Annotated in this window: 27 protein-coding genes; 14 read left to right on the forward strand and 13 right to left on the reverse strand. The window is 68.7% G+C overall.

The window, feature by feature from the left end; translation table 11 throughout:
- Window positions 1-50: 50 nt before the first annotated feature.
- Window positions 51-776 carry an NUDIX hydrolase gene (locus RHA1_RS04995; RefSeq protein WP_011594192.1) on the forward strand — a complete coding sequence of 242 codons (726 nt, stop codon included), beginning with the start codon at window positions 51-53 and terminating at the stop codon, window positions 774-776.
- Between the two features lie 19 nt (window positions 777-795).
- On the opposite strand, the gene RHA1_RS05000 is transcribed toward RHA1_RS04995, so the two are convergent.
- On the reverse strand, window positions 796-1,395 hold the full coding sequence (locus RHA1_RS05000; RefSeq protein WP_011594193.1) for a TetR/AcrR family transcriptional regulator: 600 nt from the start codon (window positions 1,393-1,395) through the stop codon (window positions 796-798).
- An 83-nt stretch (window positions 1,396-1,478) separates the two neighbouring features.
- Here RHA1_RS05000 and RHA1_RS05005 point away from each other — a divergent pair, with 83 nt between their 5' ends.
- Window positions 1,479-2,291 (forward strand): SDR family NAD(P)-dependent oxidoreductase, encoded by an 813-nt coding sequence (locus RHA1_RS05005; protein WP_011594194.1) that lies wholly within the window; start codon window positions 1,479-1,481, stop codon window positions 2,289-2,291.
- Here the strand turns inward: RHA1_RS05005 and RHA1_RS05010 are convergent.
- Genes RHA1_RS05010 through bioB form a run of 3 tightly spaced genes read right to left on the reverse strand, consistent with a single transcriptional unit; the run spans window position 2,281 to window position 4,188 of the window.
- Complete coding sequence (locus RHA1_RS05010; protein ID WP_041811099.1) at window positions 2,281-2,838, reverse strand: DUF2567 domain-containing protein; 558 nt, start codon at window positions 2,836-2,838, stop codon at window positions 2,281-2,283. The two genes, RHA1_RS05005 and RHA1_RS05010, sit on opposite strands and share 11 nt — an antisense overlap.
- A gap of 10 nt (window positions 2,839-2,848) precedes the next feature.
- Entirely contained in the window at window positions 2,849-3,178 is a 330-nt protein-coding gene (gene bsaP, locus RHA1_RS05015) for a biotin synthase auxiliary protein BsaP (protein ID WP_041811102.1), read from the reverse strand.
- Window positions 3,175-4,188: a biotin synthase BioB gene (gene bioB / locus RHA1_RS05020; RefSeq protein ID WP_005260291.1), complete on the reverse strand. Its 1,014-nt coding sequence runs from the start codon at window positions 4,186-4,188 to the stop codon at window positions 3,175-3,177. The genes bsaP and bioB overlap by 4 nt, the downstream gene beginning before the upstream one ends.
- 154 nt (window positions 4,189-4,342) lie before the next feature.
- Between bioB and RHA1_RS05025 the strand changes: the two genes are divergently transcribed.
- From RHA1_RS05025 to RHA1_RS05040, 4 genes are all read left to right on the forward strand, one after another.
- A complete protein-coding gene (locus RHA1_RS05025; RefSeq protein ID WP_005260290.1) occupies window positions 4,343-4,972 on the forward strand; it encodes a TetR/AcrR family transcriptional regulator C-terminal domain-containing protein in 630 nt (209 codons plus the stop codon).
- A gap of 77 nt (window positions 4,973-5,049) precedes the next feature.
- Window positions 5,050-6,180, forward strand: coding sequence for a lipase family protein (locus RHA1_RS05030; RefSeq protein ID WP_011594198.1), 1,131 nt, complete (start codon window positions 5,050-5,052; stop codon window positions 6,178-6,180).
- Window positions 6,181-6,239: 59 nt separating this feature from the next.
- On the forward strand, window positions 6,240-6,977 hold the full coding sequence (locus tag RHA1_RS05035; protein ID WP_193384922.1) for a FadR/GntR family transcriptional regulator: 738 nt from the start codon (window positions 6,240-6,242) through the stop codon (window positions 6,975-6,977).
- Window positions 6,974-7,645: a sterol desaturase family protein gene (locus RHA1_RS05040; protein WP_041811105.1), complete on the forward strand. Its 672-nt coding sequence runs from the start codon at window positions 6,974-6,976 to the stop codon at window positions 7,643-7,645. The genes RHA1_RS05035 and RHA1_RS05040 overlap by 4 nt, the downstream gene beginning before the upstream one ends.
- A gap of 61 nt (window positions 7,646-7,706) precedes the next feature.
- Here the strand turns inward: RHA1_RS05040 and RHA1_RS05045 are convergent, their stop codons facing one another.
- The 4 genes from RHA1_RS05045 to RHA1_RS05060 are packed head-to-tail and all read right to left on the reverse strand — an operon-like array spanning window position 7,707 to window position 11,519.
- Window positions 7,707-8,456: a succinate dehydrogenase/fumarate reductase iron-sulfur subunit gene (locus RHA1_RS05045; protein WP_009473697.1), complete on the reverse strand. Its 750-nt coding sequence runs from the start codon at window positions 8,454-8,456 to the stop codon at window positions 7,707-7,709.
- 1 nt (window position 8,457) lies between these two features.
- Window positions 8,458-10,392 (reverse strand): fumarate reductase/succinate dehydrogenase flavoprotein subunit, encoded by a 1,935-nt coding sequence (locus RHA1_RS05050; protein WP_009473698.1) that lies wholly within the window; start codon window positions 10,390-10,392, stop codon window positions 8,458-8,460.
- Window positions 10,393-10,413: 21 nt separating this feature from the next.
- Window positions 10,414-11,238 carry a succinate dehydrogenase subunit SdhC gene (sdhC, locus tag RHA1_RS05055; protein WP_009473699.1) on the reverse strand — a complete coding sequence of 275 codons (825 nt, stop codon included), beginning with the start codon at window positions 11,236-11,238 and terminating at the stop codon, window positions 10,414-10,416.
- Window positions 11,235-11,519, reverse strand: a complete 285-nt coding sequence (locus RHA1_RS05060; RefSeq protein ID WP_009473700.1) for an Rv0250c family protein — start codon at window positions 11,517-11,519, stop codon at window positions 11,235-11,237. Before RHA1_RS05060 ends, sdhC begins: the two co-directional genes overlap by 4 nt.
- Window positions 11,520-11,692: 173 nt before the next feature.
- Here RHA1_RS05060 and RHA1_RS50355 point away from each other — a divergent pair, with 173 nt between their 5' ends.
- Together RHA1_RS50355 and RHA1_RS50360 are read left to right on the forward strand one after the other, a co-directional pair.
- Complete coding sequence (locus tag RHA1_RS50355; protein ID WP_041811106.1) at window positions 11,693-12,079, forward strand: VOC family protein; 387 nt, start codon at window positions 11,693-11,695, stop codon at window positions 12,077-12,079.
- A 25-nt stretch (window positions 12,080-12,104) separates the two neighbouring features.
- A complete protein-coding gene (locus RHA1_RS50360; protein ID WP_009473702.1) occupies window positions 12,105-12,479 on the forward strand; it encodes a VOC family protein in 375 nt (124 codons plus the stop codon).
- Window positions 12,480-12,489: 10 nt separating this feature from the next.
- Here RHA1_RS50360 and bioD read toward each other — a convergent pair whose 3' ends face one another.
- Both bioD and RHA1_RS05080 read right to left on the reverse strand, forming a co-directional pair.
- Entirely contained in the window at window positions 12,490-13,185 is a 696-nt protein-coding gene (gene bioD, locus RHA1_RS05075; RefSeq protein ID WP_011594202.1) for a dethiobiotin synthase, read from the reverse strand.
- Entirely contained in the window at window positions 13,182-14,333 is a 1,152-nt protein-coding gene (locus tag RHA1_RS05080; protein WP_011594203.1) for an 8-amino-7-oxononanoate synthase, read from the reverse strand. The genes bioD and RHA1_RS05080 overlap by 4 nt, the downstream gene beginning before the upstream one ends.
- Window positions 14,334-14,401: 68 nt before the next feature.
- On the opposite strand from RHA1_RS05080, the gene RHA1_RS05085 reads away from it, so the two are divergent.
- The 4 genes from RHA1_RS05085 to RHA1_RS05100 are packed head-to-tail and all read left to right on the forward strand — an operon-like array spanning window position 14,402 to window position 21,377.
- Window positions 14,402-15,697: an adenosylmethionine--8-amino-7-oxononanoate transaminase gene (locus RHA1_RS05085; RefSeq protein WP_009473705.1), complete on the forward strand. Its 1,296-nt coding sequence runs from the start codon at window positions 14,402-14,404 to the stop codon at window positions 15,695-15,697.
- A gap of 51 nt (window positions 15,698-15,748) precedes the next feature.
- Window positions 15,749-18,010 carry a glycogen debranching protein GlgX gene (glgX, locus tag RHA1_RS05090; RefSeq protein ID WP_011594204.1) on the forward strand — a complete coding sequence of 754 codons (2,262 nt, stop codon included), beginning with the start codon at window positions 15,749-15,751 and terminating at the stop codon, window positions 18,008-18,010.
- A 13-nt stretch (window positions 18,011-18,023) separates the two neighbouring features.
- Window positions 18,024-20,381, forward strand: a complete 2,358-nt coding sequence (gene treY, locus RHA1_RS05095; RefSeq protein ID WP_011594205.1) for a malto-oligosyltrehalose synthase — start codon at window positions 18,024-18,026, stop codon at window positions 20,379-20,381.
- Between the two features lie 54 nt (window positions 20,382-20,435).
- Window positions 20,436-21,377 carry an NADP-dependent oxidoreductase gene (locus tag RHA1_RS05100; RefSeq protein ID WP_011594206.1) on the forward strand — a complete coding sequence of 314 codons (942 nt, stop codon included), beginning with the start codon at window positions 20,436-20,438 and terminating at the stop codon, window positions 21,375-21,377.
- A 17-nt stretch (window positions 21,378-21,394) separates the two neighbouring features.
- On the opposite strand, the gene RHA1_RS05105 is transcribed toward RHA1_RS05100, so the two are convergent.
- On the reverse strand, window positions 21,395-22,021 hold the full coding sequence (locus tag RHA1_RS05105; protein WP_011594207.1) for a TetR/AcrR family transcriptional regulator: 627 nt from the start codon (window positions 22,019-22,021) through the stop codon (window positions 21,395-21,397).
- Window positions 22,022-22,112: 91 nt separating this feature from the next.
- Window positions 22,113-22,301, reverse strand: a complete 189-nt coding sequence (locus RHA1_RS05110; protein ID WP_005563004.1) for a DUF1918 domain-containing protein — start codon at window positions 22,299-22,301, stop codon at window positions 22,113-22,115.
- Between the two features lie 109 nt (window positions 22,302-22,410).
- Between RHA1_RS05110 and RHA1_RS50365 the strand changes: the two genes are divergently transcribed.
- Both RHA1_RS50365 and treZ read left to right on the forward strand, forming a co-directional pair.
- Entirely contained in the window at window positions 22,411-22,560 is a 150-nt protein-coding gene (locus RHA1_RS50365) for a hypothetical protein (RefSeq protein WP_005260252.1), read from the forward strand.
- Between the two features lie 40 nt (window positions 22,561-22,600).
- The gene (gene treZ, locus RHA1_RS05115; protein WP_011594209.1) at window positions 22,601-24,334 is read left to right on the forward strand and encodes a malto-oligosyltrehalose trehalohydrolase; all 1,734 of its coding nucleotides are present in this window, start codon (window positions 22,601-22,603) and stop codon (window positions 24,332-24,334) included.
- Here the strand turns inward: treZ and RHA1_RS05120 are convergent.
- Window positions 24,301-25,866, reverse strand: coding sequence for an MFS transporter (locus tag RHA1_RS05120; protein WP_011594210.1), 1,566 nt, complete (start codon window positions 25,864-25,866; stop codon window positions 24,301-24,303). The genes treZ and RHA1_RS05120 overlap by 34 nt on opposite strands.
- Between the last annotated feature and the right edge of the window lie 102 nt (window positions 25,867-25,968).

Genomic DNA, 25,968 nt, shown 5'->3' on the forward strand with positions numbered 1-25,968 from the left:
GGGGTGGCCCGAATTTCCGCAATCGAGGTTTTCGACTTAGGATCGAAAACATGCCCAATAGTAACACCACGCACGAAGTGCTTACCGCGGTGTTCCAGGTTCGCCACTTTCCCGACCACATCACCGCAGTTCAAGGCGGTGATGCGCGTCACGCCGGTGAGCTCGCCGTGCTGCTGTGGCAACGAGCCCTCGATCCCCAGGCGGGCGCCTGGTCCCTGCCCGGTGGACTGCTCCACGAGGACGAGGACCTCACCACCTCCGCGCGACGCCAGCTGGCCGAGAAGGTGGACGTGCAGGAGGTCTCCCACCTCGAGCAGCTGTCGGTGTTCAGCGACCCGCATCGAGTGCCCGGCCCGCGCACCATCGCGTCGACCTTCCTCGGACTCGTCCCCCTCCCCGCCGACCCGCAGCTGCCGCCGGACACCGCGTGGCACCCGGTGTCCGCGCTCCCCGAGACGGCGTTCGACCACGGCACCGTCGTCCGGCACGCCCGGACCCGCCTCGCGGCCAAGCTCTCCTACACCAACATCGCGTTCGGCTTGGCCCCCGACGAGTTCTCCATGTCGACGCTGCGCGAGATCTACTGTGCCGCACTCGGGTACCAGGTGGACGCGACCAACCTCCAGCGCGTCCTCGGACGACGTGGGGTGCTCACTCCCACCGGGAACACGGCGCCGTCGGGCCGTGCCGGCGGGCGCCCGGCCGCCCTCTACCGGTTCACCGACTCCACGCTGCGGGTGACGGACGAGTTCGCGGCGCTTCGACCGCCGAGCTGACCCCGCTCGTCAGGCGGCCTCACGCCTGCGCGAGACCCCGCCAGAACGTGTCCGATGCGGCGGTGACGACTTCGTCCACCGGAGCGCCGTCGAGCATCCCGCCTGCAGCGAGGGTGGCGATCCCGTGGAACGTCGCGAACGCGACGAGGGCGATGCGCGACGCGTCCCCGGGTCCGATGTCGCCCGCGGCCTGGGCTTCGGTGACGATCCGGACCGTCAGGTCCATCGAGGCGTGGCCGGCCTCCACGACCTGGGAAGCGGCTCCGGGCGCGTGCTTGTTCCCGTACATCAGGGCCAGCAACTCCCGGTGTGCGAGTGCGAAGCTCACATAGGCGCCTGCGAGCGCGGCGAAACGGGCCCGGGCATGCGATTCCGCCTCCTCGACCGCGCGTTCGAGGGCGGCGGTGAGACGCAGGAAGCCGGACTCCGCGAGTGCGTCGAGCAGCGCCTGACGATCCCGGAAGTGCTTGCTGGGTGCGGCGTGGCTGACCCCGGCCTCACGCGCGAGTTGCCGCAGGGAGAGTCCGTCGACGCCGTCCTTCTCGAGCGTGCTCTCGGCGCGCGCGAGCAACACCCGGCGAAGACTCCCGTGGTGGTAGGGCTGTTCGGCGACGGGCATGCCGCCAGCCTAGCAAGATGTTGTCATTGACTACATAGATGGCACTGACTACATTCGAGGACACCCCACCGCTAGGAGCACACATGTCCTTCGATGTATCCGGAACCACCGTCCTCATCACCGGCGCCAGCGCGGGCCTCGGTGCCGAATTCGCCCGCCGGTTCGCCGAGCGGGGTGCAGATCTCGTCCTCGTCGCCCGCCGCGCCGACCGGCTCGAACAACTCGCCACCGAACTCCGCGCCGCGCACCACGTGTCGGTCACCGTGCTCCCGTTCGACCTCGCGACACACGGCGCCGGGGAGCGGTTGCGCGGCGAACTCACCGCCCGCGACATCCGCGTCGACTCGCTGATCAACAACGCGGGATTCGGGACGCACGGAGATTTCGCGTCCGCCGACCTGGAGCGCCTCACCTCCGAGATCCAGCTCAACGTCACCACCCTCGTCGAGCTGTCGCACGCTTTCCTGCCCGACCTGCTCCGGGGACGCGGCGCACTCGTGAACGTGGCGAGCACCGCCGCGTTCCAGCCGACTCCCGGCATGGCCGTCTACGGGGCGACCAAGGCGTTCGTCCTCAACTTCACAGAGGCGTTGTGGGCCGAGGCGCGAGGCACCGGCCTCACCGTGCTCGCGGTCTGCCCGGGCCCCACCCGCACCGAGTTCTTCGACGTCGTCGGTTCCGAGGACGCCGCCGTCGGCCGCATGCAGACCGCGGATCAGGTGGTGACGACAGCGCTGCGCGCACTCGACCGGCGCAGCACCCCGCCGAGCGTCGTCTCCGGGCTGATGAACTGGGTGTCGTCGGTCAGCACCCGGTTCGCGACTCGCCGCATCGGCGCTCTCGCCAGCGGGCGCCTCCTCGGGAACATGCGGATGCGGACGTCGGTCACGAGGTAAAGGTCGCGTCGCGCTCTTCCGGCTCGTCGAGTTCGACCGGGGGATCGCTGACGCCGAGATCGTCGTACGGGTTGAGCGCGGCGAGCACCAACGTCACGACGCAGGCGACGAGGGGCTGGAAGATCAGCACCAGCTGGGTCCCGATCCCCGGCGCGACCGCCACGACCGTACCGGCGGTCGAGGTGTCGGGGTCGGGAAAACGCAGCGCGGCCACGCCGATTCCACCGAGCGCCATCACACCGGCCCCGACCACACTGCCCGCGAGAACCGCACCCAGCGCCACCGGGCCGCGACTTCTCCGCGCCGTCCACGCCGCGACCGCGGTGAGGATCCCGACGACCAGGCCCGCGCACGCGAACATCCCGATCGCATCGAACCGGTGCACACTCTCCCCCGTCAGCGACACCCCGCGGTCGGGGGCGACCACCAGCAGGTGCTCGGGCGGTGCGAGGACTCCCCACAGCACTCCGGCGAGCGCGCTCGCCACCACCGTCCCGCAGAAGATTCCGGCGGCAGATCGAAGCCTGAAGCGCGGGAGCGTGGTCACCCGTCCGACGCTACCGCCGTCCGCCGCAGATCGAGTCGAACACACCGTGGCGGGAACATTTCGCCCACCAGCCGTCCGGGCTGATCTGCACCACCATCCGGCGGCCGCACGCCTCGCAGAAGCGGGGCGGCTCGAGACCCAACTGCGCGGCGGCGGGCACGGTGTCGTCGACACCGGCCACCACGCGGCGGCCGGTGTACGGGTTGTAGCGCTCCTCGCGGCCGTCGACCCGGCCTTCGAGGCCGTCGACCCGGCCTTCGAGGCCGTCGACCCGGCCTTCGGGGCGGTCGACCCGGCCTTCGGGGCGGTCGCCCATGGTCGCCTCTGCCATGATCGTCACAGGGTGTCGTTCAGGGCCTTGATCGGCATCTGCAGATCGACGAGCAGGTCGAGATCCTGTTCGGCCGGGCGGCCGAGGGTCGTGAGGTAGTTGCCGACGATGACGGCGTTGATGCCGCCGAGGATGCCCTGCTTGGCGCCGAGGTCGCCGAGCGTGATCTCGCGCCCGCCCGCGAAGCGGAGGATGGTGCGGGGCAGCGCGAGGCGGAACGCGGCGACCGACTTGAGGGCCTCGCTCGCAGGCAGGACCTCGAGGTCGCCGAACGGGGTTCCGGGCCGCGGGTTGAGGAAGTTCAGCGGCACCTCGTCGGGTTCGAGTTCGGCCAGGTTGGCCGCGAACTCGGCGCGCTGTTCGAGGCTCTCGCCCATGCCGAGGATGCCGCCGCAGCACACCTCCATGCCCGCCTCGCGCACCATGCGGAGCGTGTTCCAGCGCTCGTCCCACGTGTGGGTGGTGACGACGTTCGGGAAGTGGGACTTCGACGTCTCCAGGTTGTGGTTGTAGCGGTGCACACCCATCGCGGCGAGCTGGTCGACCTGCTCCTGGGTGAGCATGCCCAGCGAGCAGGCGATCTGGATGTCGACCTCGTTGCGGATCGCCTCGATGCCGGCAGCGACCTGGGCGAGCAGCCGCTCGTCGGGGCCGCGGACGGCGGCGACGATGCAGAACTCGCTGGCGCCGGACTTCGCGGTCTGCTTGGCGGCCTCCACGAGCGACGGGATGTCGAGCCACGCCGCGCGCACCGGCGACTGGAACAGGCCGGACTGCGAGCAGAAGTGGCAGTCCTCGGGGCAGCCGCCGGTCTTGAGGCTGATGATGCCCTCGACCTCGACCTCGGGACCGCACCACTTCATGCGCACGTCGTGCGCGAGGGCGAGCAGTTCCTCGAGCCGGTCGTCGGGAAGTTGCAGGACCTCGAGCACCTGACTCTCGTTCAGCGCGTCACCGCGCTCGAGAACCTGCTCACGCGCGAGGGCGAGGATGTCTGTCTGTACCGGGGCCGATGTCACACGTATCTCCTGGAAAACGGGCCGATCACGTGCCGTGAATCGACGGAACCGAAAAATTGAACACCGTACAAGTTGAACGGTGTTCACGTTAGATCCGTGGTGGAATACTGTCAAAGCCGGAGCGGGCTCTTCGACGAGATTGGGAGATCACACAGTGCAGTTGCGACGCGGCGACGTACTCGACGGCGCAATGGCCATCCTCGACGAGTTCGGCCTCGCCGACCTCACGATGCGCAGACTCGCGACGGCTCTCGGCGTGCAGCCGGGTGCTCTGTACTGGCATTTCCCCAACAAGCAGACCCTGCTCGGGGCGCTCGCCGACAAGATCCTCGAAGACGTCGACGCCCCGGTCACGGCCCCCGGGTGGGACGCGGAGTTCACCGAACTGGCCCACCGGCTCCGCACCGCGCTGCTCGCCCACCGCGACGGCGCCGAACTGGTTTCCGCCACGTACGCGTCGCGCATGACCAACTCCCGGGTCCGGGAAAGCTTCGCAGCAGTCGGCCTGCGGTCCGGACTGTCCCGCGAACACGCGGAACTGTCGTCGTACTCGCTGCTGTACTACGTCCTCGGCCACACGGTCGACGAGCAGTCGCGGGCGCAGATGGAGTCGGCAGGCGCCCTCACCCGGGCCGCCCTCTCCCCCGATGCGCCGCAGTCCCCGATCGCGGCGTACGACGAGGACCTCCTCGACGGCGATCCGGCGGTCCGGTTCGACTTCGGCCTGTCGCTGTTCGTCGACGGAATTCGCGCACGCTTGAAAGACTCCGCCCACCGCCCCTGAGCGCGCACAATTGAGTCGACGCCGCGTCGGCCACTCCAGGACCGCGCGGCGCCTCCGACGGCCCAGGGACGGACGCGATGACGTCTTCACTCGGCCGCCGCACCGGAACGGTTCTCGCGGCGGCACTCGTACTGTCGCTCCTCGGCGCGCCCACCCCGGCGGCGGCACAGACTGCGGGCGGCGATCCGGGTGCGGTCGTCGCCGCGACGCCGCTGGCACCGGACGCGCGGCCGCCGGGCGTCGCCGACGCCACGTACGTCACCTATTGGACGACGGGGCCGATGGACGAACCCGCACTCAGCACCGGTGCGGTTCTCCTGCCCCCCGGTGAGGCGCCGCCCAGCGGGTGGCCCGTCGTGTCCTGGGCCCACGGGACGGTCGGCATCGCCGACAAGTGTGCGCCGACGGTGACGGGAAAGCTCGTCGGACCGTACGTCCAGCACTGGCTCGACCAGGGTTACGCCGTCGTCGCAACGGATTACGTCGGCCTCGGCACGCCCGGTGTGCACCCGTACCTCGACGGCCCGACGGAGGCGCACAGCGTGATCGACATGGTGCGCGCGGCGCGGACCGTCACGCCGTCCCTGTCCGATCGGTGGGTCGCCCTCGGTCAATCGCAAGGCGGCCATGCCGCTCTCGTCGCCGCGTCGATGGCCACCACGTACGCACCGGAACTCGACTTCCGCGGCACTGTCGCCACCGGCGCCCCGTCCAACCTGGAGAATCTCGCGCCACTCGTCGGCCCGGGTTTCCCGGAGGTGCCACTCACCGGGAGCACGGTGTTCGTGGCGTACGCGCTCGCCGGATTGCGGGCGTCACGGCCCGACTTCGACGTCGACAGCTACCTCACACCGCTCGGCGTCGACGTCCTGAATCGCGTCGAATCGCTCTGCTACGAGGAGGCAGCCCCGCAACTCGACGGCATCTCGATCGGACAGTTGATGTCCCGTCCCCTCGACGACCCGGCGGTCCTGGGGGCGCTGCGCACCACTCTGGGTGTGCCCGTGCGGGGCTACGACCGGCCGCTGTTCATCGGGCAGGGACTGTTCGACGACGTCGTCCCCATTCCTCTTGCCTGGAAACTGACGGCGGACCTCGCCGCGAACGGGCAGCAGTTCGTGTTCCGGACGTATCCGACCGGCCATCTCTACACCATGCCCGCGTCCCTGCCCGACACCAGTGCGTTCGTCCGAAGCCTCTTCGGCTAGCAAAATGCACTGGTAAGACCACTTGACCTCTTACCTATTGCCGACCTACTGTCATGGTCATGATGTTCGAGCCGATCGCGCGGAAATCCGCCTCCACCGAAGTCTTCGACCAGATCACCGCGCGTGTGCTGGGCGGCGACCTCGCCGCCGGCGATGCCCTGCCGAGCGAACGACGACTCGCCGAAGCGTTCGGGGTGTCCCGGCCCGCGATCCGAGAAGCGATCCAGAAGCTGGCCCAGGCCGGACTCGTCGAGGTCCGGCAGGGCGACGCCACCTCGGTCCGCGACTTCCGGCAGCACGGCGGGCCCGAACTGCTGTCCCAGCTGCTGGTCCGCGACGGCGTACCCGACTGGGCGGTGGTCCGCAGCGTTCTCGAGGCGCGGCGGATGATCGGTGTGCAGGTCGCCCGGCTCGCCGCGGGCCGGGCCACCGACGAGTCGGGTGCCGCTCTCCGCGACGCCGTGGATCATCTCGCCTCCGACAGCGACCCCGTCGCGCAGCAGGTCGGCGCCCTGGCCTTCTGGGAGCGCGTCGTCGACACGGCCGATTCCATCGCATTCCGGCTCATCTTCAACAGCCTCCGTAACGCTTACGAACCGACTATGACGGCGATGGCCGCCGTCATGGTCGCGGAAGTCGGCCGCACCGACCTGTACCACCAGCTGGCCGAGGCGATCTCCGCCCACGACGAAGTCGCCGCGGCACAGACCGCCACCACACTCCTCGACCTCGGCACGGCCGCCGTCACGTCCGTGATCGACGCACTGCACCAGAACGATTCGGAGAAGGACACATGACCACGAAACCTCCCGCAGATCGCCGCCAACGCAGGTCGATCACCCTCCGCGACGCCGCAGACCAGTTCCGTCGACACCCGTCCCCGTGGATGATCGGCGGCATGCTGGTCGCCGCGGTGGCCGCCCGCCTGATCGTCGGCGACTGGCAGCTGACCGATGCCGTGCTTCCGCTGGTGATGCTGGCCGTGTTCCCGTTCGCCGAATGGGTCATCCACGTCGGCATCCTGCACTGGAAACCCCGAAAGGTCCTGGGCCTGACCGTCGATTCGCTGCTCGCCCGGAAGCATCGCGAGCATCACGTCGACCCCCGGGACGTACCGCTGGTCTTCATCCCGTGGCAGACGCTGACGTGGCTGATTCCGGTTCTCGTGGCCATCTCGCTGCTCGCGTTCCCGCGCACCGGACTCGGACTGACGTTCCTGGTGGTGCTGAGCATTCTGGGCGTCCTCTACGAATGGACGCACTACCTCATCCACAGCGACTACAAGCCGAACTCCCGCCTGTACCGTGCGATCTGGCGCAACCACCGCCATCACCACTACAAGAACGAGCACTACTGGTTCACCGTCACCACGTCGGGAACCGCCGACCGGATCCTGGGCACCGACCCGGACCCCGAATCGGTCGAGAAGTCGCCCACCGCCCGCAACCTCCACACCGTGCGCTGACGCACCCGTGAGTACTTCTCAACCGCCCGCGGTTAACAAGTACTCACGGGTGCCGGAGGCGCTAACCGCGGCGAAAAAGCTTGTTGCCCAACCAGACGATGGGGTCGTACCGGCGGTCGACCACCCGCTCCTTCATCGGGATGATGGCGTTGTCGGTGATCTTTATCCCCTCGGGGCACACCTCGGTGCAGCACTTGGTGATGTTGCAGAGCCCGAGACCGAACTCTTCCTGCGCCGCGTCACGACGGTCGGCCGTGTCGAGTGGATGCATCTCCAGTTCGGCGACGCGGATGAAGAAGCGGGGGCCGGAGAACGCCGGCTTGTTGTCGTCGTGGTCACGGATCACGTGACAGGTGTTCTGGCAGAGGAAGCACTCGATGCACTTGCGGAATTCCTGCGACCGCTCGACGTCGATCTGCTGCATCCGGTACTCACCCGGTCCGAGCCCCGGCGGCGGGGTGAACGACGGGATCTCCCGCGCCTTCGCATAGTTGAACGACACGTCGGTGACGAGATCCCGGATGACCGGGAACGCACGCAACGGCGTGACCGTCACCACCTCGTCTTCCGTGAACGTCGACATCCGCGTCATGCACAGCAGCCGTGGCTGGCCGTTGATCTCGGCGGAACACGAACCGCACTTGCCCGCCTTGCAGTTCCATCGCACCGCCAGGTCCGGCGTCTGCGTCGCCTGCAACCGGTGGATGATGTCGAGCACCACCTCACCTTCGTTGACGGGGATGGAGTAGTCCTGGAGCGCGCCGCCGTCGGCGTCGCCGCGCCAGACCCGGAACCGCGCGTCGTAACCCATCTCAGGCCTTCCTTCCCGGGTGTTCCGCGAGTTCGGCGTCGGTGTAGTACTTCGCCAGTTCGTCGATGTCGAAGAGCTCCAACAGCTCTGCGCGCATCGGGAGCTGGGGTTCGCGGGTGACGGTGACGTCCGGCACCACCGAATCGGGATGCGCGGACATGTCGCCGACCACGCTGCACACCAGCAGGGTGTTGCGCCACTCCGCCTCCATGCTCGGGTGGTCGTCTCGGGTGTGCCCGCCGCGACTTTCCGTGCGCAGCAGCGCCGCCTGGGCCACGCATTCGCTGACCAGCACCATGTTCCGCAGGTCGACGGCGAGGTGCCATCCCGGGTTGAACTGGCGGTGCCCCTCCACCTCCACGCCCCCGATGCGGCCCTTGATCTCCGTGAGCTTCTCCAGGGCACGCACGATCTCGTCTTCCTTCCGGATGATGCCGACGAGGTCGTTCATGGTCTGCTGCAGTTCGGTGTGCAGCGTGTACGGGTTCTCGGTCGTGCCGCCCTCCCCGACCGCGGGATCGAACGGCGACAACAACATCCGCGCCGCCGCATCGACGGCGTCCGCGGACACGACCGGCCGGTCCTGCAGCGACTTCACATACTCCGCCGCCCCCAGTCCGGCGCGGCGCCCGAACACGAGAAGGTCGGACAGCGAGTTGCCCCCGAGCCGGTTGGAACCGTGCATCCCGCCCGAACACTCCCCCGCGGCGAACAGACCCGCGACGCTGGACGATCCGCTGTCGGGGTCGACTTCGATGCCCCCCATCACGTAATGGCAGGTGGGCCCGACCTCCATCTGCTCCTTGGTGATGTCGACGTCGGCGAGTTCCTTGAACTGGTGGTACATCGAGGGCAGCCGCCGGACGATCTCGTCGGCGGGCATCCGTGAGGCGATGTCGAGGTACACGCCGCCGTGCGGGGTCTGCCGTCCGGCCTTGACCTCGGAGTTGATGGCCCGGGCCACCTCGTCGCGGGGCAGGAGATCCGGTGTGCGCCGGTTGTTGTCGGAATCCTTGTACCAGCCGTCGGCCTCTTCCTCGGTCTCCGCGTACTGGCCTTTGAAGACCGGCGGGATGTACGAGAACATGAACCGCTCGCCCTCGGAGTTCTTCAGGACCCCGCCGTCGCCGCGGACGCCTTCCGTCACGAGGATGCCCTTGACGCTGGGCGGCCACACCATGCCGGTGGGGTGGAACTGCACGAACTCCATGTTGATGAGGTTGGCGCCCGCGCGCAGGGCGAGGGCGTGACCGTCGCCGGTGTACTCCCACGAATTCGACGTCACCTTGAACGACTTGCCGATCCCGCCGGTGGCCATCACGACGGCCGGTGCCTCGAACAGGACGAAACGTCCACTCTCGCGCCAGTATCCGAAGGCACCCGAGATCCGGTCGCCGTCCTTGGTCAGCTCGGAGATGGTGCATTCGGCGAAGATCTTGATCCGGGCCTCGTAGTCGCCGGTGGCGGCGAAATCTTCCTGCTGCAGCGACACGATCTTCTGCTGCATGGTGCGGATCAGTTCGAGTCCGGTGCGGTCACCGACGTGCGCGAGCCGCGGATACGTGTGACCGCCGAAGTTACGCTGGCTGATCCGGCCGTCGGGGGTCCGGTCGAACAGGGCCCCGTACGTCTCGAGTTCCCACACCCGGTCGGGAGCCTCGCGGGCGTGCAGTTCGGCCATTCGCCAGTTGTTGAGGAACTTGCCGCCGCGCATCGTGTCCTGGAAATGGGTCTGCCACGTGTCCTTCTCGTTGGCGTTTCCCATCGCGGCGGCGCAGCCACCCTCCGCCATGACCGTGTGCGCCTTGCCGAACAGCGACTTGCAGACGACGGCGACGGACAGGCCCTGTTCCCGGGCCTCGATGACCGCTCGCAGACCGGCGCCGCCGGCACCGATGACCACGACATCGTACTGGTGCCGTTCGACTTCCGTCATTCCACTCCCTCTTCGATGAAGTCAGTTGATGAGGCGCAGGTCGGAGATGGTGCCGCTGGCCACGAGCATCACGTAGAAGTCGGTGATGATCAGTGTGGCGAGGGTGGTCCAGGCGAGCTGCATGTGCCGGGTGTTCAGTGTGCTGACCCAGGTCCAGAGCCGGTACCGGATCGGGTGCTTGGAGAAGTGGGTGAGCCTGCCGCCCATGACGTGCCTGCAGGAATGGCAGGAGACGGTGTACGCCCAGAGCAGGATCACGTTGCAGACCATGACGAGTGTGCCGAGCCCGATTCCGAATCCGCCGTCGGCGCCGTGGAACGCGCGGATCGCGTCGTACGTGTTGATCAGCGAGACGACGACTGCCACGTAGAAGAAGTAGCGGTGTGCGTTCTGGACGATCAGCGGCAGGCGCGTCTCACCCGTGTAGGTGCTGTGGGGCTCCGCAACCGCGCACGCGGGCGGCGAGAACCACACCGACCGGTAGTAGGCCTTGCGGTAGTAGTAGCAGGTGAGCCGGAAGCCGAGCAGGAACGGCAGCACCAGGAACCCGAGCGGGATGATCATCGGCAACTCGCCGATGGGTGTCCCGAAGTCGCTCGAACCGGGCACACACGAATCGCTCAGGCACGGCGAGTAGAACGGCGTCAGGTAGTGATAGTCCTCGACGAAGTACGCGGTGCGGACCCACGAGCGGACCGATGCGTACACCACGAAGACGGACAGGCCGAGCACCGTCAGCAGCGGGGCCACCCACCACCGGTCGGTGCGGAGCGTGCGTTCCGCTATCCGGGCACGGGTCGGCGCCCCCACACCGGCACTTTCGGAATCCTTCGGCGGCGCGCTCATCCGCGCTCGTAGTGGAGCCCGCCCAGCCCCTCGTCATCGATACCGAGCCACATCGACGCGTCGTACGGGGTGTCCGACACCTTGATTCGCTCCACCGGTTCGCGGTGGACGACGTTCGGCGGCGAGGAGTCGAGTTCCCGCGCGTCTATCTCGAGCCGCTCCAGATCGTTGCTCAGCCGCCGCACGGATGCGGCGTCGCCGTACATCGATCGCAACGAACCGACAGCGCGCCGAAGGCGGTCGATGGTGCGATTCAGTTCGAGCATTTCGGAGGTCGACATGTGACCCCTCCCAACCCAGCCGGATGTAGCCGTGACATGAATCACACTACCGATATTCGGAGGGGACGGTGCCGCTTTCGGCACCTCGGAAACTCCGTTGCGATGAATTTCGCGGGGCGGCCGAGTCCATATCTGCAGGACCACCGACAACGCACACCCACCGGGAGGACATCATGGCCGACGCCACGATCGGAAGCATCCTGCTCGCCAGCACTCACCCCGACCGACTACGGGACTGGTACACCGCCGCGTTCTCGCCGAAGGTCGAACGCACCCCCGGCGAACCGGGCTACGACGTCCTCGACTTCGACGGCTTCTACATCATGCTCGACCGGCGCGACGATGTCGGCGACACGAACCCCGAACCCGGCCGCATACTCCTCAACGTCGAGGTCACCGACGCCCGCGCCGCAGCAGACCGGATCGACGAACTCGGCGCGACGTGGTTGTCCCCGCTCGAGGATCGTGACGGCAGCTGGTTCGGCACCGCCGTGGACCCCGACGGCAACTACGTCCAGATCATCCAGCTCAGCGCGCAGGCGCGGGCCGAGATGTCCTGACCGACAGCACGGAAAGAGAACAGACATGTTGAGCAATGCGCGAGCATTCAGCGGGTTCGCCGTCGACGACATCGCCGCGGCCAAGTCCTTCTACACCGACACCCTGGGCCTCGAGGTCACCGAGGAGGAGATGGGACTGCTGGGCCTGCATCTCCCGAAGGGGCCGGTGGTGCTGATCTATCCCAAGCCCGACCACACGCCGGCGACGTTCACGATCCTGAATTTCGCCGTGGACGACGTCGAGAAGGCCGTCGACGCGCTCACCGAACGTGGGGTCCGGTTCCTGCGGTACGACGGTTTCGATCAGGACGACAAGGCAATCATGCGCGGCAACGGTCCCGACATCGCGTGGTTCACCGACCCCGCGGGCAACGTGCTGTCGGTGCTCGCCGACTCCTGACGGCCCCAGCTCAGAGCCGCGTGAGCGTCGACTTCAGCCAGGTGCTGTCGAACCACGTGGATGCGGCCGCGCCGAACGACGCGGAGGCGAGGCGTCCGCTGCCCGCGGGCACCGAGCCGACGACGTCGACTCCCGTCACGGCGGGCAGGTCGTCGAGATTGCACCGCTCGGCGAGCCCGGGCTCGTCCGGCCACGACCCGATCACCGTTCCGGCGCAGGCGAGACCGGCCGCCGACAGTGCCCGGATCGTGAGCTCGGTGTGGTTGAGCGTGCCGAGGCCTGCCGCGGCGACCACCACAGCCGGTGCGTCGAGGGCGCGCGCGAGATCGACGAGCGTGAAGCCCTCGGCGCCCAGCCGCACCAGCAGGCCGCCTGCACCCTCGACGAGCACCAGATCGTGCCCGTCATCGAGCGCACGGACCGTCTCGACGACGTCGGCGCACCGCAGCATCGGCAGGCCACTGCGCCGGGCCGCGGTGTCGGGGGCGAGTGGTTCGGGATAGCGGGCCAGCTCCACCACCGCCGTGACACCGGACAGTCTGGTCACCTCGGCCAGATCACCCGGCCCGCCCGGCGCGACGCCGGTCTGCGCGGGCTTGCACACCGCCACGGACAGGCCCGCCTCACGTGCAGCCGCCGCCAGCGCCGCCGTGACCACCGTCTTGCCGACGTCCGTCGACGTGCCGGTGACCACCAGGATGCTCACGCCGACGCTCCCGCCAGGACGTCCGCCAGCACGGCTTCGATCCGCGACAGTTCGCCCTCATCGAGCGTCGCTCGGGCGGTGAGCCGCAGACGCGACGTGCCTTCGGGCACCGACGGGGGCCGGAAGCAGCCGACGTGCAAGCCCTGTTCCCGGCAGGCGGCGGCCGCGTCGACGGCGCGTTGCGGGTCGCCGAGAATGACGGAGACGACGGCGGACTCGGGTGTCCCGGCGCCGGTGAACCGGGCGAGATCCCGCGCACGGTTCAGGACGGACTCCGCACGGTGGGGTTCACGCCGCAGAACGGCGAGCGCCGCCCGTGCCGCACCGACGGCCGCGGGGGCGAGGCCGGTATCGAAGATGAACGTGCGCGCGGCGTCGACGAGATGCGCGCGCACCTTCTCCGACGCCAGCACCGCACCGCCCTGGCTGGCCAGCGACTTCGACAGCGTGGCCGTGACGACGATGTCGGGTTCGCCCGCGAGACCCACCTCGTGCACGAGTCCGCGGCCCCCTGCGCCGCGGACTCCGACACCGTGCGCCTCGTCCACGACGAGGAACGCGCCGTGGTCGCGGCACACCCGGTGGAGGTCGACGAGGGGTGCGAGATCCCCGTCCGCGCTGAACACCGAGTCGGTGACGACCAGCGCCCGCTCCTCCGGCCGGGTGGCCAGTGCGCTGCGGACGAAGTCGAGATCGGAGTGCGGTGCGACGGCCACGCGGGCCCGGGACAGCCGGCACGCGTCGACCAGCGACGCGTGGCTGCCCGCGTCGGAGACGATCAGCGATCCGGCGCCGGACAGTGCGGTGACGGCACCGAGATTCGCCGTGTACCCGGACGAGAACACCAGCCCGGCCTCGGCGCCGACGAACTCGGCGAGTTCGGTTTCGAGGAGTTCGTGTTCGGTGGTCGATCCCGTGACCAGACGCGAGCCGGTGGCCCCCGCGCCCCAGCGGCGCAGCGCGGTCATCGCGCCGTGCAGCACCTCCGGGTGCCGTACGAGTCCGAGGTAGTCGTTGGACGCCAGATCGATCAGCGCGTTGCCGGGCGTGCGTGGACGCAACTCGCGGCGCAGTCCCGCGGCGCGCCGCTGGTCCTCGACGTCGTCGAGCCAGGTGGTGAAGGTGCGGTCGGTACTCACCCACGGCACGATACGCGACTTGAACGGTGTTCAACCCGGGTGGGCCCGGTTTTCTTCGAGTGGCTAGGGTCGAGACCGTGACCTCCCCGAGCCTGTCCGTCGACGACATCACGTCCCTCGATGCCTCGCTGCTCTGGCATCCGTACGGCGCCTTCCCCGCCTCGACCACCCCGCTCGTGGTGGCCGAGGCGAGCGGGACGCGCCTCACTCTCGCCGACGGACGCGAACTCGTCGACGGCATGAGTTCGTGGTGGGCCGCGGTCCACGGCTACCGGCATCCCGTCCTGGACGCGGCGGCGACGGCGCAGCTCGGGCGGATGAGTCACGTGATGTTCGGCGGGCTCACCCACGAACCGGCCGCGCGGCTCGCCCAGCTGCTCGTCGAGATCACCCCGGACGGACTCGACAAGGTGTTCCTCGCCGATTCCGGTTCGGTGTCCGTCGAGGTCGCCGTCAAGATGTGCCTGCAGTACTGGCGCAGTCGCGGCAGGCCGGAGCGGCACCGGCTGCTCACCTGGCGCGGCGGGTATCACGGCGACACGTTCGCCCCGATGAGCGTCTGCGACCCGGACGGCGGCATGCACTCCCTGTGGACGGACGTCCTGGCACGGCAGGTCTTCGCCGGACCCCCGCCCCGCGAATTCGACCCGCGATACGTCGCGGAGTTCGAGCACCTGGTGGCCTCGCACACCGACGAACTGGCGGCCGTCATCGTCGAACCGGTGGTGCAGGGAGCCGGTGGCATGCGCTTCCACGACCCCCGGTACCTGTCGGAGCTGCGGCGGATCTGCGACGAGCACGGGCTGCTGCTGGTGTTCGACGAGATCGCGACCGGTTTCGGCCGCACCGGCGAACTGTTCGCCGCGGACCACGCCGGCGCCCGCCCCGACATCATGTGCGTCGGCAAGGCCCTCACCGGCGGGTATATGACCCTCGCCGCGACGCTCTGTTCCACCGACGTCGCCGAGACCATCAGCGCCGGGGACGCCGGCGGGCTGATGCACGGTCCCACGTTCATGGCCAACCCGCTCGCCTGCGCCGTCGCTGTGGCGTCGATCGAACTCCTGCTGTCGCGCGACTGGCGAGCCGAGGTCGAGGGTGTGCGCCGCGAGCTCGAATCGGGGCTCGCGCCGGCCCGGGAACTCCCCGGCGTCCGGGACGTCCGGGTGCTCGGCGCGATCGGTGTGATCGAACTCGCCGAACCCGTCGACATGCGGGCCGCCACCGACGCCGCGGTGGCCGCCGGGGTCTGGTTGCGGCCCTTCCGGAACCTGATCTACGCGATGCCGCCGTACGTGTGCACCACCGGCGACGTGCGGAAGATCACAGCCGGAATGCTTGCTGCCGCACGGAGCTCCACCCCGGGCCGATAGCCCGATCACGTCGAGCTGAGAGCAACGCCGACGCGGGCTAGTGTTCTCGATATGGAAGCAAGCGAGTCGACCGGCACCACGCCCATTCCCGTGTGGCCCGGCAGCGCCTACCCACTGGGCGCCACCTACGACGGAGCCGGGACGAACTTCTCGTTGTTCTCCGAGGTCGCCGAGGCGGTCGATCTGTGCCTGATCGCGAAGGACGGCACCGAGACGCGGATTCGCCTCGACGAGGTCGACGGTTACGTGTGGCACGCGTACCTGCCGACCGTCGTTCCCGGTCAGCGGTACGGGTACCGGATCCACGGCCCCTGGGATCCCTCTGCCGGGCACCGCTGCGACCCCAGCAAGCTCCTCCTCGACCCCTACGGCAAGGCGTTCGACGGCGAGTTCGACGGAGACCGGTCCCTGTTCTCCTACGACATCGACGCGCCCGCCGAGGCCGCCCCCGACGAATCGGAGGACGCCGCCCTACTCGTCGACACGGACGACGACATCGAGGCAGAGGACGAGGCGGGGGCCGAGCTCGCGGCGGAACCCGAGGAGACCTCGGCGCCCGGACTGCCCGGACACGACTCGCTCGGCCACACGATGACGACGGTGGTGATCAACCCGTTCTTCGACTGGGCTGCCGACCGCGCACCGAAGCACCCGTACCACGACACCGTGATCTACGAGGCCCACGTCAAGGGCATGACGGCGACGCATCCCGGTGTGCCGGAAGAGCTCCGCGGCACGTATGCGGGCCTCGCGCATCCGGTGATCATCGACCACCTCGTCGACCTCGGGGTCACCGCGATCGAACTGATGCCGGTGCATCAGTTCATGCACGATCAGACGCTGCTGGACAAGGGGCTGCGGAACTACTGGGGTTACAACACGTTCGGCTTCCTCGCCCCGCACACCGGGTATTCGTCGGCGGAGAAGCCGGGCGCCGCGGTGTCGGAGTTCAAGGCGATGGTCCGCTCGTTCCACGAAGCGGGCATCGAGGTCATCCTCGACGTCGTCTACAACCACACCGCCGAGGGCAACCACCTCGGTCCGACCATCTCGTTCCGCGGCATCGACAACGCCGCCTACTACCGGCTCGTCGACGGCGACGCCGAGCACTACATGGACTACACGGGCACCGGGAACAGCCTCAACGCCCGGCACCCGCACACGCTGCAACTGATCATGGACTCGCTGCGGTACTGGGTCACCGAGATGCACGTCGACGGATTCCGGTTCGACCTCGCGTCCACGCTCGCCCGTGAACTGCACGACGTCGACCGGCTCTCCGCGTTCTTCGACCTCGTCCAGCAGGATCCGATCGTCAGCCAGGTCAAGCTCATCGCCGAACCGTGGGACATCGGCGAAGGCGGGTACCAGGTGGGCAACTTCCCGGGCCTGTGGACGGAGTGGAACGGCAAGTACCGGGACACGGTCCGCGACTACTGGCGCGGCGAACCCGCGACGCTCGGCGAGTTCGCGTCCCGGCTGACCGGGTCCTCCGACCTCTACGAGGCCACCGGGCGCCGCCCCGGCGCGAGCATCAACTTCGTCATCGCCCACGACGGGTTCACCCTGCACGACCTGGTGTCGTACAACGAGAAGCACAACGAGGCCAACGGCGAGGGCAACAACGACGGCGAGAGCCACAACCGGTCCTGGAACTGCGGTGTCGAGGGGCCGACGGACGATCCGGAGATCCTCGATCTGCGCGGGCGGCAGAGCCGCAACATCCTGGCCACCCTGCTGCTCAGCCAGGGGACGCCGATGCTGGCGCACGGCGACGAGATGGGCCGCACCCAGCAGGGCAACAACAACGTGTACTGCCAGGACTCGGAACTGTCGTGGATGGACTGGTCGCTGGCGGACGCCAACGCCGACCTGGTCGAGTTCACCAAACGGGTGATCGCCTTGCGGATGAAGAATCCGGTGTTCCGTCGTCGCCGGTTCTTCGAGGGCACCCCCATCCGCAGCGGTGACCAGACCCGCGACATCGCGTGGCTCACCCCGGCCGGTGAGGAGATGACCCCCGAGGACTGGGACAGCGGTTTCGGGAAGTCCCTCGCGGTCTTCCTCAACGGCGAGGGCATCCCCGAACCCAACCACCGCGGCGAGCGGGTGGTCGGCGACTCGTTCCTGCTGTGTTTCAACGCGCACGACGAGGAGATCGAGTTCTCCACGCCGAATTCCGATTATGCCGACGAATGGGCGGTCGTGCTCGACACCGCCGTCCCGACGGGGGCGAAGGAAGCGGTGATCAAGGCCGGGGATCCGCTGCAGGTCGAGGCCCGGTCGCTGGTCGTGCTGCGCCGGACAGCCTGAGCCGGGGACGACGATGTCGATCACGGCCACCTACCGGCTGCAACTGCGCGGTGACTGCTTCACCCTGGCGGACGCCGCCGCCGTCGCCGACTACCTGGACGACCTCGGGATCTCCCACGTCTATCTGTCGCCGATCCTGACGGCCACCACCGGATCGACCCACGGTTACGACGTCACCGACGTGACCCGCGTGTCCCCCGCGCTCGGCGGGCGGGAGGCGCTGGCCGCGCTGTCCCGGGAGGTGCGGGGCCGCGGCATGGGTCTCGTCGTCGACCTCGTCCCCAATCATGTGGGTGTCGCGAATCCGCGTGAGAACCCGTGGTGGTGGGATGTTCTCACGCACGGTCGCCGCTCCGAGTACGCCGAGTTCTTCGACATCGACTGGAGCGACGACAACGGCGCAGGCGGCCGGCTCGCGCTGCCCGTCCTCGGATCGGACGCCGATCTCGAGTCGCTGACCGTCGACCGCTCGGGACCCGAGCCTCTGCTCGCGTTCTACGAGCACCGGTTCCCGATCGCCCCCGGCACCGACACCGCCGAGCCGACGGCGGTGCACGACGCGCAGTCCTACCGCCTGGTCCCGTGGGACTCCGGGCTCATCGGGTACCGGCGATTCTTCGCGGTCAGCGAACTGGCCGGTATCCGTCAGGAAGACCCGCGCGTGTTCGAGGCCTCGCACCGCGAACTGCGGAGCTGGGTGACGGACGAGTTGATCGACGGCGTGCGAATCGACCATCCCGACGGGTTGTCCGATCCGGCCGAGTATCTCGACCGGCTGCGCGGCGTGATCGGCGCGGACCGGTGGCTGGTGATCGAGAAGATCCTCGGCCACACCGAACCATTGGACGACCACCTGCCGATCGCGGGCACCACCGGCTACGACGCGCTGGCCGAAGTCGGCGGCGTCTTCGTCGACGCGTCGGGAGCTCCCGCGCTCACCGTCCTGTCGTCGTCCCGCACGGGTGACCGGGGTGACGCGCCGTGGATTCACGAACACGAAACCGCGATCAAACGCGACGTCGCCGGAACCATTCTCGCCCCGGAGGTCCGGCGCCTCGTCCGGGCGATCCGCGCGGAGACCGGCACCGACTGCAGCGATGCGGACCTGCGTGACGCCGTCGTGGACGTCGTCGCCGCCATGCCCGTGTACCGGTCCGACTACAGTCCGCTGGCCGGGCTGGCGAAACGGGTGATCGGCGACGTCCTCCGGCGTGAACCGCACTGGTCCGACGCGCTGTCCGCCCTCGGCGCCGCCCTGATCGCCGGCGGTGAGGCGGCCACCCGCTTCCAGCAGGTGTGCGGCGCAGTGATGGCGAAGTCCGTGGAGGACTGCCTGTTCTACCGCACCGCCCGGCTGGTGTCGTTGCAGGAGGTCGGCGGCAATCCGGCGAACGTCGGCGTCTCCCCCGCCGAATTCCACCTGGCCGCAGCCGAGCGAGCCGCCCGGTGGCCGCAGGCGATGACGACGCTGTCGACGCACGACACCAAGCGCGGGGAGGACGTCCGGGCCCGGATCGGCATCCTGTCGCAGGTGCCGGACCTGTGGGCCGAATGCGTCGATCAGTGGGAACGCATCGCACCCAGCCCCGATCCCGTGACCGGACTGTTCCTGTGGCAGAACCTGTTCGGGGTGTGGCCGGTCGACGGCCGGGCCGCGGCCGACGTGCCCGACTTCCGCGACCGCGTCCACGCGTACGCGGAGAAGGCGGTCCGCGAGGCCGGGACCCGGACGTCGTGGCACGACGTGAACGAGGACTTCGAGCGCGACCTCCACAGTTGGCTGGACACGGTGATCGACGGCACCGTCGGCAAGGCGCTCGGCTCCCTGTGCACCCAGCTGGCCCCGCACGCCTGGTCGGACTCGCTCGGTCAGAAGCTGCTGCAGCTGTGCGGACCCGGGATCCCGGACGTGTACCAGGGAACCGAGCTGTGGGAAGACTCGCTCGTCGACCCGGACAATCGCCGTCCCGTGGACTACGACATACGACGGAGCCTGCTCGCGGGGCTCGGCACCCCTCCGGTCGATGCGACGGGCGCGGCGAAGATGCACATCGTCCGCACGGCTCTGCGCCTGCGCCGGGAACGTCCGGACAGCTTCGTCGGCGGGACCTACACGCCGGTGTTCGCGTCGGGGACCGCGGCGGAACATCTGATCGGCTTCGCCCGCGGACGGCAAGGGTCGGCGCCGGACGTCGTGGCACTGGCCACCCGCCACACCGTCGGTCTGGAGCAACGTGGCTGGGGCGACACCACCGCGCCCCTCCCCGACGGCACCTGGACCGACCTGCTCACCTCCCAGACGTACACCGGCGGCGGCGTCGACACCGCGACCCTGTTCGCCCGCTATCCCATGGCGCTTCTGGCCCTGTGAGTACTTATTAACCGCCCGCGGTTGACAAGTACTCACGGGGGTACTGGCTCTTGTATGTCGCGACGTGTGGTTGCCCGGACATACGGAGGGCCGGAGGTCCTCGCGGTCGTCGACGCGGATCCGGTGAGTCCCGCCCCCGGCGAGGTGGTGATCGACGTTCGCGCCATCGGGGTCAATCCGATCGACTACAAGCTCTACAGCGGCGCGTTCGGTGCCGACCCGGACGTCTTGCCCATGGGCCTGGGCAGCGAGGCCGCGGGCATCGTCGGCGAGGTGGGTGACACCGCGGCGGGACCGGTGGGCCCGATCTCGGTGGGCGACGAGGTGATCGTGTACCCGGTGTCCGAGTCGTACGCGGACCGACTTGTCGTGTCCGGTGATTCGGTGATCCCGAAACCTGCGTCGTTGCCGTGGAACGAGGCGGCCGGACTTCTCGCCGTGGGTGCCACCGCGGTCGACACCCTCGACACGGCGAACGTCGGCGCCGCCGACCTCCTGCTCGTGCACGGAGCGTCCGGCGGCGTGGGGTCGTTCGTCGTGCAGTTGGGGCGGGCCCGCGGTGCCACGATCATCGGTACCGCGCGCCCCGAGCACCACGACTACGTCCGCTCGCTCGGAGCCACCCCCGTGTCCTACGGCGCCGGCCTGGACGATCGGGTCCGCGTCCTGGCACCGGACGGGGTGGACGCCGTGATCGATACCGCGGGCAGTGACGAGGCGATCGACGTCTCCGTGGACCTGGTGCGGGACCGGTCGCGGTTGGTGACGACCGTTCCCGGACCCCGGCCGGTCGAAGCCGGTTTCCGGATCGTGGGCGCGCTGGGGCCGGAAGGGATGGAGCCGCGTAAACGCGCCCGCGTCTTCCTCGTCGACCTCGCGGGCAACGGCGACGTGCGGGTGCGCGTGGCGCGCACGTACGCGCTGACGGAGGCGGCACGCGCTCATGCCGATCTTCGGAAGCCGCACGCGGCGGGCAAGTTCATCCTGCTGCCGTAGGCGCGACGCACCTCGGATCAGTGGAGCAGACTCGCCCGGATCGTCGCTTTCACCCAGTTCCGGTACTCGACGACATCCCACCCGCACTGCCGTCGCAGCATCGAGTACACCTGCGGCGACACGACCGTGAACAGCACGTCGGCGGCCCGCTGGACGGAGATTTCGGGACGCAGCAGTTCGTGCGCGGCGAGTCCCTCGGCGAGCGTCATCGCATTCTCGGCCGAGGCCCGCGCTCCCTCGTCGGCGAACCGCCGCATGTCGTCGTCCGCTCCCGAGGATTCGATCGACGTCGTCATCAGGGTTCCGGCGCGCTCCAGGACGTCGGTGCTGAATCCGACCATCTGGTCGAGGATCCGTTCGACGGGGTCGCCGTCCCGGGGTGCGGGCGTGTGGGTCGCGGCGGTATCACCCTCGATGGCCGTGTGCAGGGCCTCGTGGAACAGTTCCGCCTTGCCGCCGGGGAACGCGGTGAACACCGTGCGGGTCGACACCCCGGCGGCCTCGGCCACGTTCCGCACCGTCGTGCTGACGTATCCACGGTCGACGAACAGCCGGGCCGCGGCGTCCCGGACGAGGAGACGGGTCCGGCGCGCCGATTCCGCACGCAGCGGCGAGCTGTAGGACCTCTTGGCGGATTCGGGCACGGTCTCACGATAGATGCATTCGATACATCAATCGTGCAACCAATGTGGCACAGCGATTTGCCACGCATCGACCAGGCGAAGCGCCCGATACCTACGACTTCGGGTGTTCCACCCAGGCGTCGGATCCGGGAAACACGAGCGCCTCGTGGCCGTCGTCGTACCGGACGAGATAGGGCGGTGCGCCGTTCTCTCCGTGTACCTCCACGACCTCGGCGGTCGTCTCGTGCACTCCGACCACCCTCCCCTGAACGTGCAACCGGTCTCCCACTGCTACGTGCATGACTGCTCCTCGCGACGTTCGAGTCCGTACTCTCAGCTTGCTACTTCCGGAACCGGGGCGAAAGGGCCGACTCGCCGCCATCTCTGCCGCCGTGTGCCATCGTAGGGACATGGCGACGTATCGATACCTCGACAAGGACCGTAACGTGCTCGAGGAGCAGGACTTCGGCACCGTGCAGGACGCCGAGGAACACCGCTTGTCCGTTCTCGGCGCGGAGATCATCGAGGAGGTCGAGGACTCCGGCACGCCCGAGAGCTGACTGTCCTGCGCGGCCCGCCGCATCGAGGCATGCTGATCGGGTGCACACATTCGAGGTATGGGCCCCGATTCCGGATTCCGTTTCTGTGGAGGTCGACGGCCGACGCCACGACATGACCCCGTCACCGGACGGATGGTGGCGAGCCGACGTCAACGCGTCGCCGGATTCGCGGTACGCGTTCGTCCTCGACGACAGCGACACCCCACTTCCCGATCCCCGGTCGCCGCGACAGCCCGACGGAGTGCACAGAGCGTCCCAACTCCACACTCTCGACGAGAGCCTCTGGACCGACTCGCGGTGGACCGGGCGGCAGCTCGCCGGCTCCGTCGTCTACGAACTGCACGTCGGCACGTTCACTCCGGAGGGCACGTTCGCGGCCGCCGTCGACCGGCTCGACCACCTCGTCGAACTCGGCGTCGACTTCGTGGAACTGATGCCCGTCAACGGTTTCAACGGGACCCACAACTGGGGATACGACGGCGTTCTCTGGTACACGGTGCATGAGGGTTACGGCGGGCCGGACGGGCTGCAGACCCTCGTCGACGCGTGCCACGCCCGCGGTCTCGGCGTGGTCCTCGACGCCGTGTACAACCACCTCGGACCGTCCGGCAATTACCTCGACCGGTACGGCCCGTACCTCGCGCAGGGCGCCAACACGTGGGGCCGGAGCATCAACCTGGACGGACCGGACAGCGGTGAGGTCCGCCGCTACATCATCGACAACGCGCTGCGGTGGTTCCGTGAGTTCCACATCGACGCGCTCCGCCTCGACGCGGTCCACGCGCTCGTCGACCACACCGCCACCCATCTTCTCGAGGACCTGGCCATCGAGACCCGCCGGCTGTCCGCGCACCTGAGACGGCCGCTGACGCTCATCGCCGAGAGCGACCTCAACGATCCGCGCCTGATCACGTCGCGGTCGGCAGGCGGCTGCGGCCTCGACGCGCAGTGGGACGACGACGTGCATCACGCCATCCACGCCGCGGTGTCGGGCGAGAGGCAGGGCTATTACGGAGATTTCGGTTCGATGGCCTGCCTCGCCGACACCCTGCGCCAGGGGTGGTTCCACGCGGGCACCTTCTCGACGTTCCGCGGTCGCACCCACGGCAGGCCGCTGGATACCCGCCGGACCCCGGCCAGTTCGCTGGTCACGTACACGTGCACGCACGATCAGATCGGTAACCGGGCGATCGGCGACCGCCCCGGCACGTATCTCGATTCCGGGCAGCTCGCCGTGAAGGCCGCGCTCGTGCTGTGCTCGCCGTTCACGCCGATGCTGTTCATGGGTGAGGAGTGGGGTGCGAGCACCCCGTTCCAGTTCTTCACCTCCCACCCCGAACCGGAACTCGCGCGGGCAACGGCCGAGGGACGCAAGGCCGAGTTCGCGGAGCACGGCTGGAGCACGGACGACGTTCCGGACCCACAGGACCCGGAAACCTTCGAGCGGTCCAAGCTCGACTGGGACGAACTGGTCCGCGAACCGCATGCGCGGCTGCTCGACTGCTATCGCTCGTTGCTGCGCCTACGCCGGGAGCGCGCCGAGTTGACCGATCCGTGGCTCGAGAACCTGTCCGTCGACTACGACGAGGCGGAGCAGTGGATCGTGGTGCACCGCGGTGCACTTCGTATCGCGTGCAACCTGAGTGCCGAACCGGTGACCGTCCCGGTCGGCGGCTCCCCCGTGTTGTGGTGGGAGCCGCCGATGCAGGACGAAACCGCGTCGGCGACGGTGCTACCGGGTCACTCGTTCGTGGTGCTCGACAGCTCGCCCTGACGGTCGCGCAGCATCCGCAGGACGAGGATTGCGGTCGCGAACAGGATCACGGCCGTCGCGCCGGCGGCGACGTGCATGCCGTCGACGAACGCCGACTGCGCGGACTCCAGGAACACCGTCCGGGCCGTCTCCGGGAGGTGCTGGGCCTCCGCGACGGCGGCACCGAGCGTGCCCTGGGCGGGCTCGACCTGTTCCGGCGGCAGCATCGAGGTGTCGAGGCCGTTCCGGAAGATCGCCATGACGACGCTGCCGAGCACGGCGACGCCGAGCGCGATACCGAGCTCGTATGCGGTCTCGGAGACCGCGGAGGCGGCGCCGGCCCGTTCGGGCTCGACGGCGCTGACCACGAGGTCGGAGGTCAGGGTCAGTGCGATACCGACACCGGCGCCTGCGAGGCCGAAGCCGATCACGAACATCGTCGGGGCACCGTCCACGCCGAGCGTGAGCATCAGTGCCGAGCCCACAGCCGCGATCGCGAGACCGCCGCCGAGCACGTGCGAGGTGGCCCACCGGCGCACCATCCAGGCCGCCGCGAGTGCGGTGACCGCGCTCATCAGCATGCCGGGCAGCATCAGCACACCCGATTCGAACGCGCTGTTACCCAGCACCAACTGCAGGTACTGCGAGCCGAAGAACAGCACACCGGCCAGCGCGAAGATCGACAGCAGGTTGGTGAGGACGGCGGTCGAGAACGCCGGCTTGGCGAACAGGCCGAGGTCGATCATCGGGTCCTTCATCGCCTTCTGCCTGCGCACGAACACCACACCGGACACGACGCCGACGAGTCCGACGGCGAGCAGCACCGGGTCGACACCGTGCACCACGGTCTCCTTGACCGCGTACACCAGCGGCAGCATCGTCGTCATCGACAGCGCGGCGCTGAGCAGGTCGAAGCGCCCCGGGGCGGGGTCCTTGGACTCGGGAATCACGAGCGGTCCCACGGCGATCAGAATCAGCATCACGGGGATGTTGATCAGGAACACCGAGCCCCACCAGAAGTGCTCGAGCAGCCAGCCGCCGATCAGCGGGCCGGCCGCGGTACCGCCACCGGCCATCGCGCCCCACACGCCGATGGCGAGGGTCCGCTGGCGCGGGTCGACGAAGATCGTGCGGATCAGGCCGAGTGTCGCGGGCATCAGCGTCGCACCCGAGATTCCCTGCAGGACGCGGGCCGCGATCAGCATCTCGGGTGTCGGCGACCACGCTGCGATCAGCGAGGCGATGCCGAATCCGGCGGCGCCGAGGAGCAACAGGCGACGCCGCCCGATCCGGTCGCCGAGCGTGCCCATCGTGATGAGCAGGCCGGCGAGGACGAACGAGTAGACGTCGATGATCCACAGCAGCTGCGTGCTGCTGGGTTCGAGGTCGGCGCTGATGAACGGCAGTGCGAGGTCGAGCACGGTGCCGTCGACGGCGATCAGGAGGACGGCGAAGGCCAGGACGACCAATCCGAGCCAGTCTCGGCGTGATGCGGAGGACTGACCTGGCGCGCCGTAGGCGTCGTTGATCCCGCGATCCGTGGAGACAGACATTTATCTTCCTGCGACTTTCCGATTCGAGAGCTGGCACGGTGAGAACCGTCCAGCCGGTACAGTTCCGTTACTTTATCGTGAACCGTCCGGACGGTAAAGTTA

The organism is Rhodococcus jostii RHA1, from assembly GCF_000014565.1.
GTDB lineage: Bacteria > Actinomycetota > Actinomycetes > Mycobacteriales > Mycobacteriaceae > Rhodococcus_F > Rhodococcus_F jostii_A.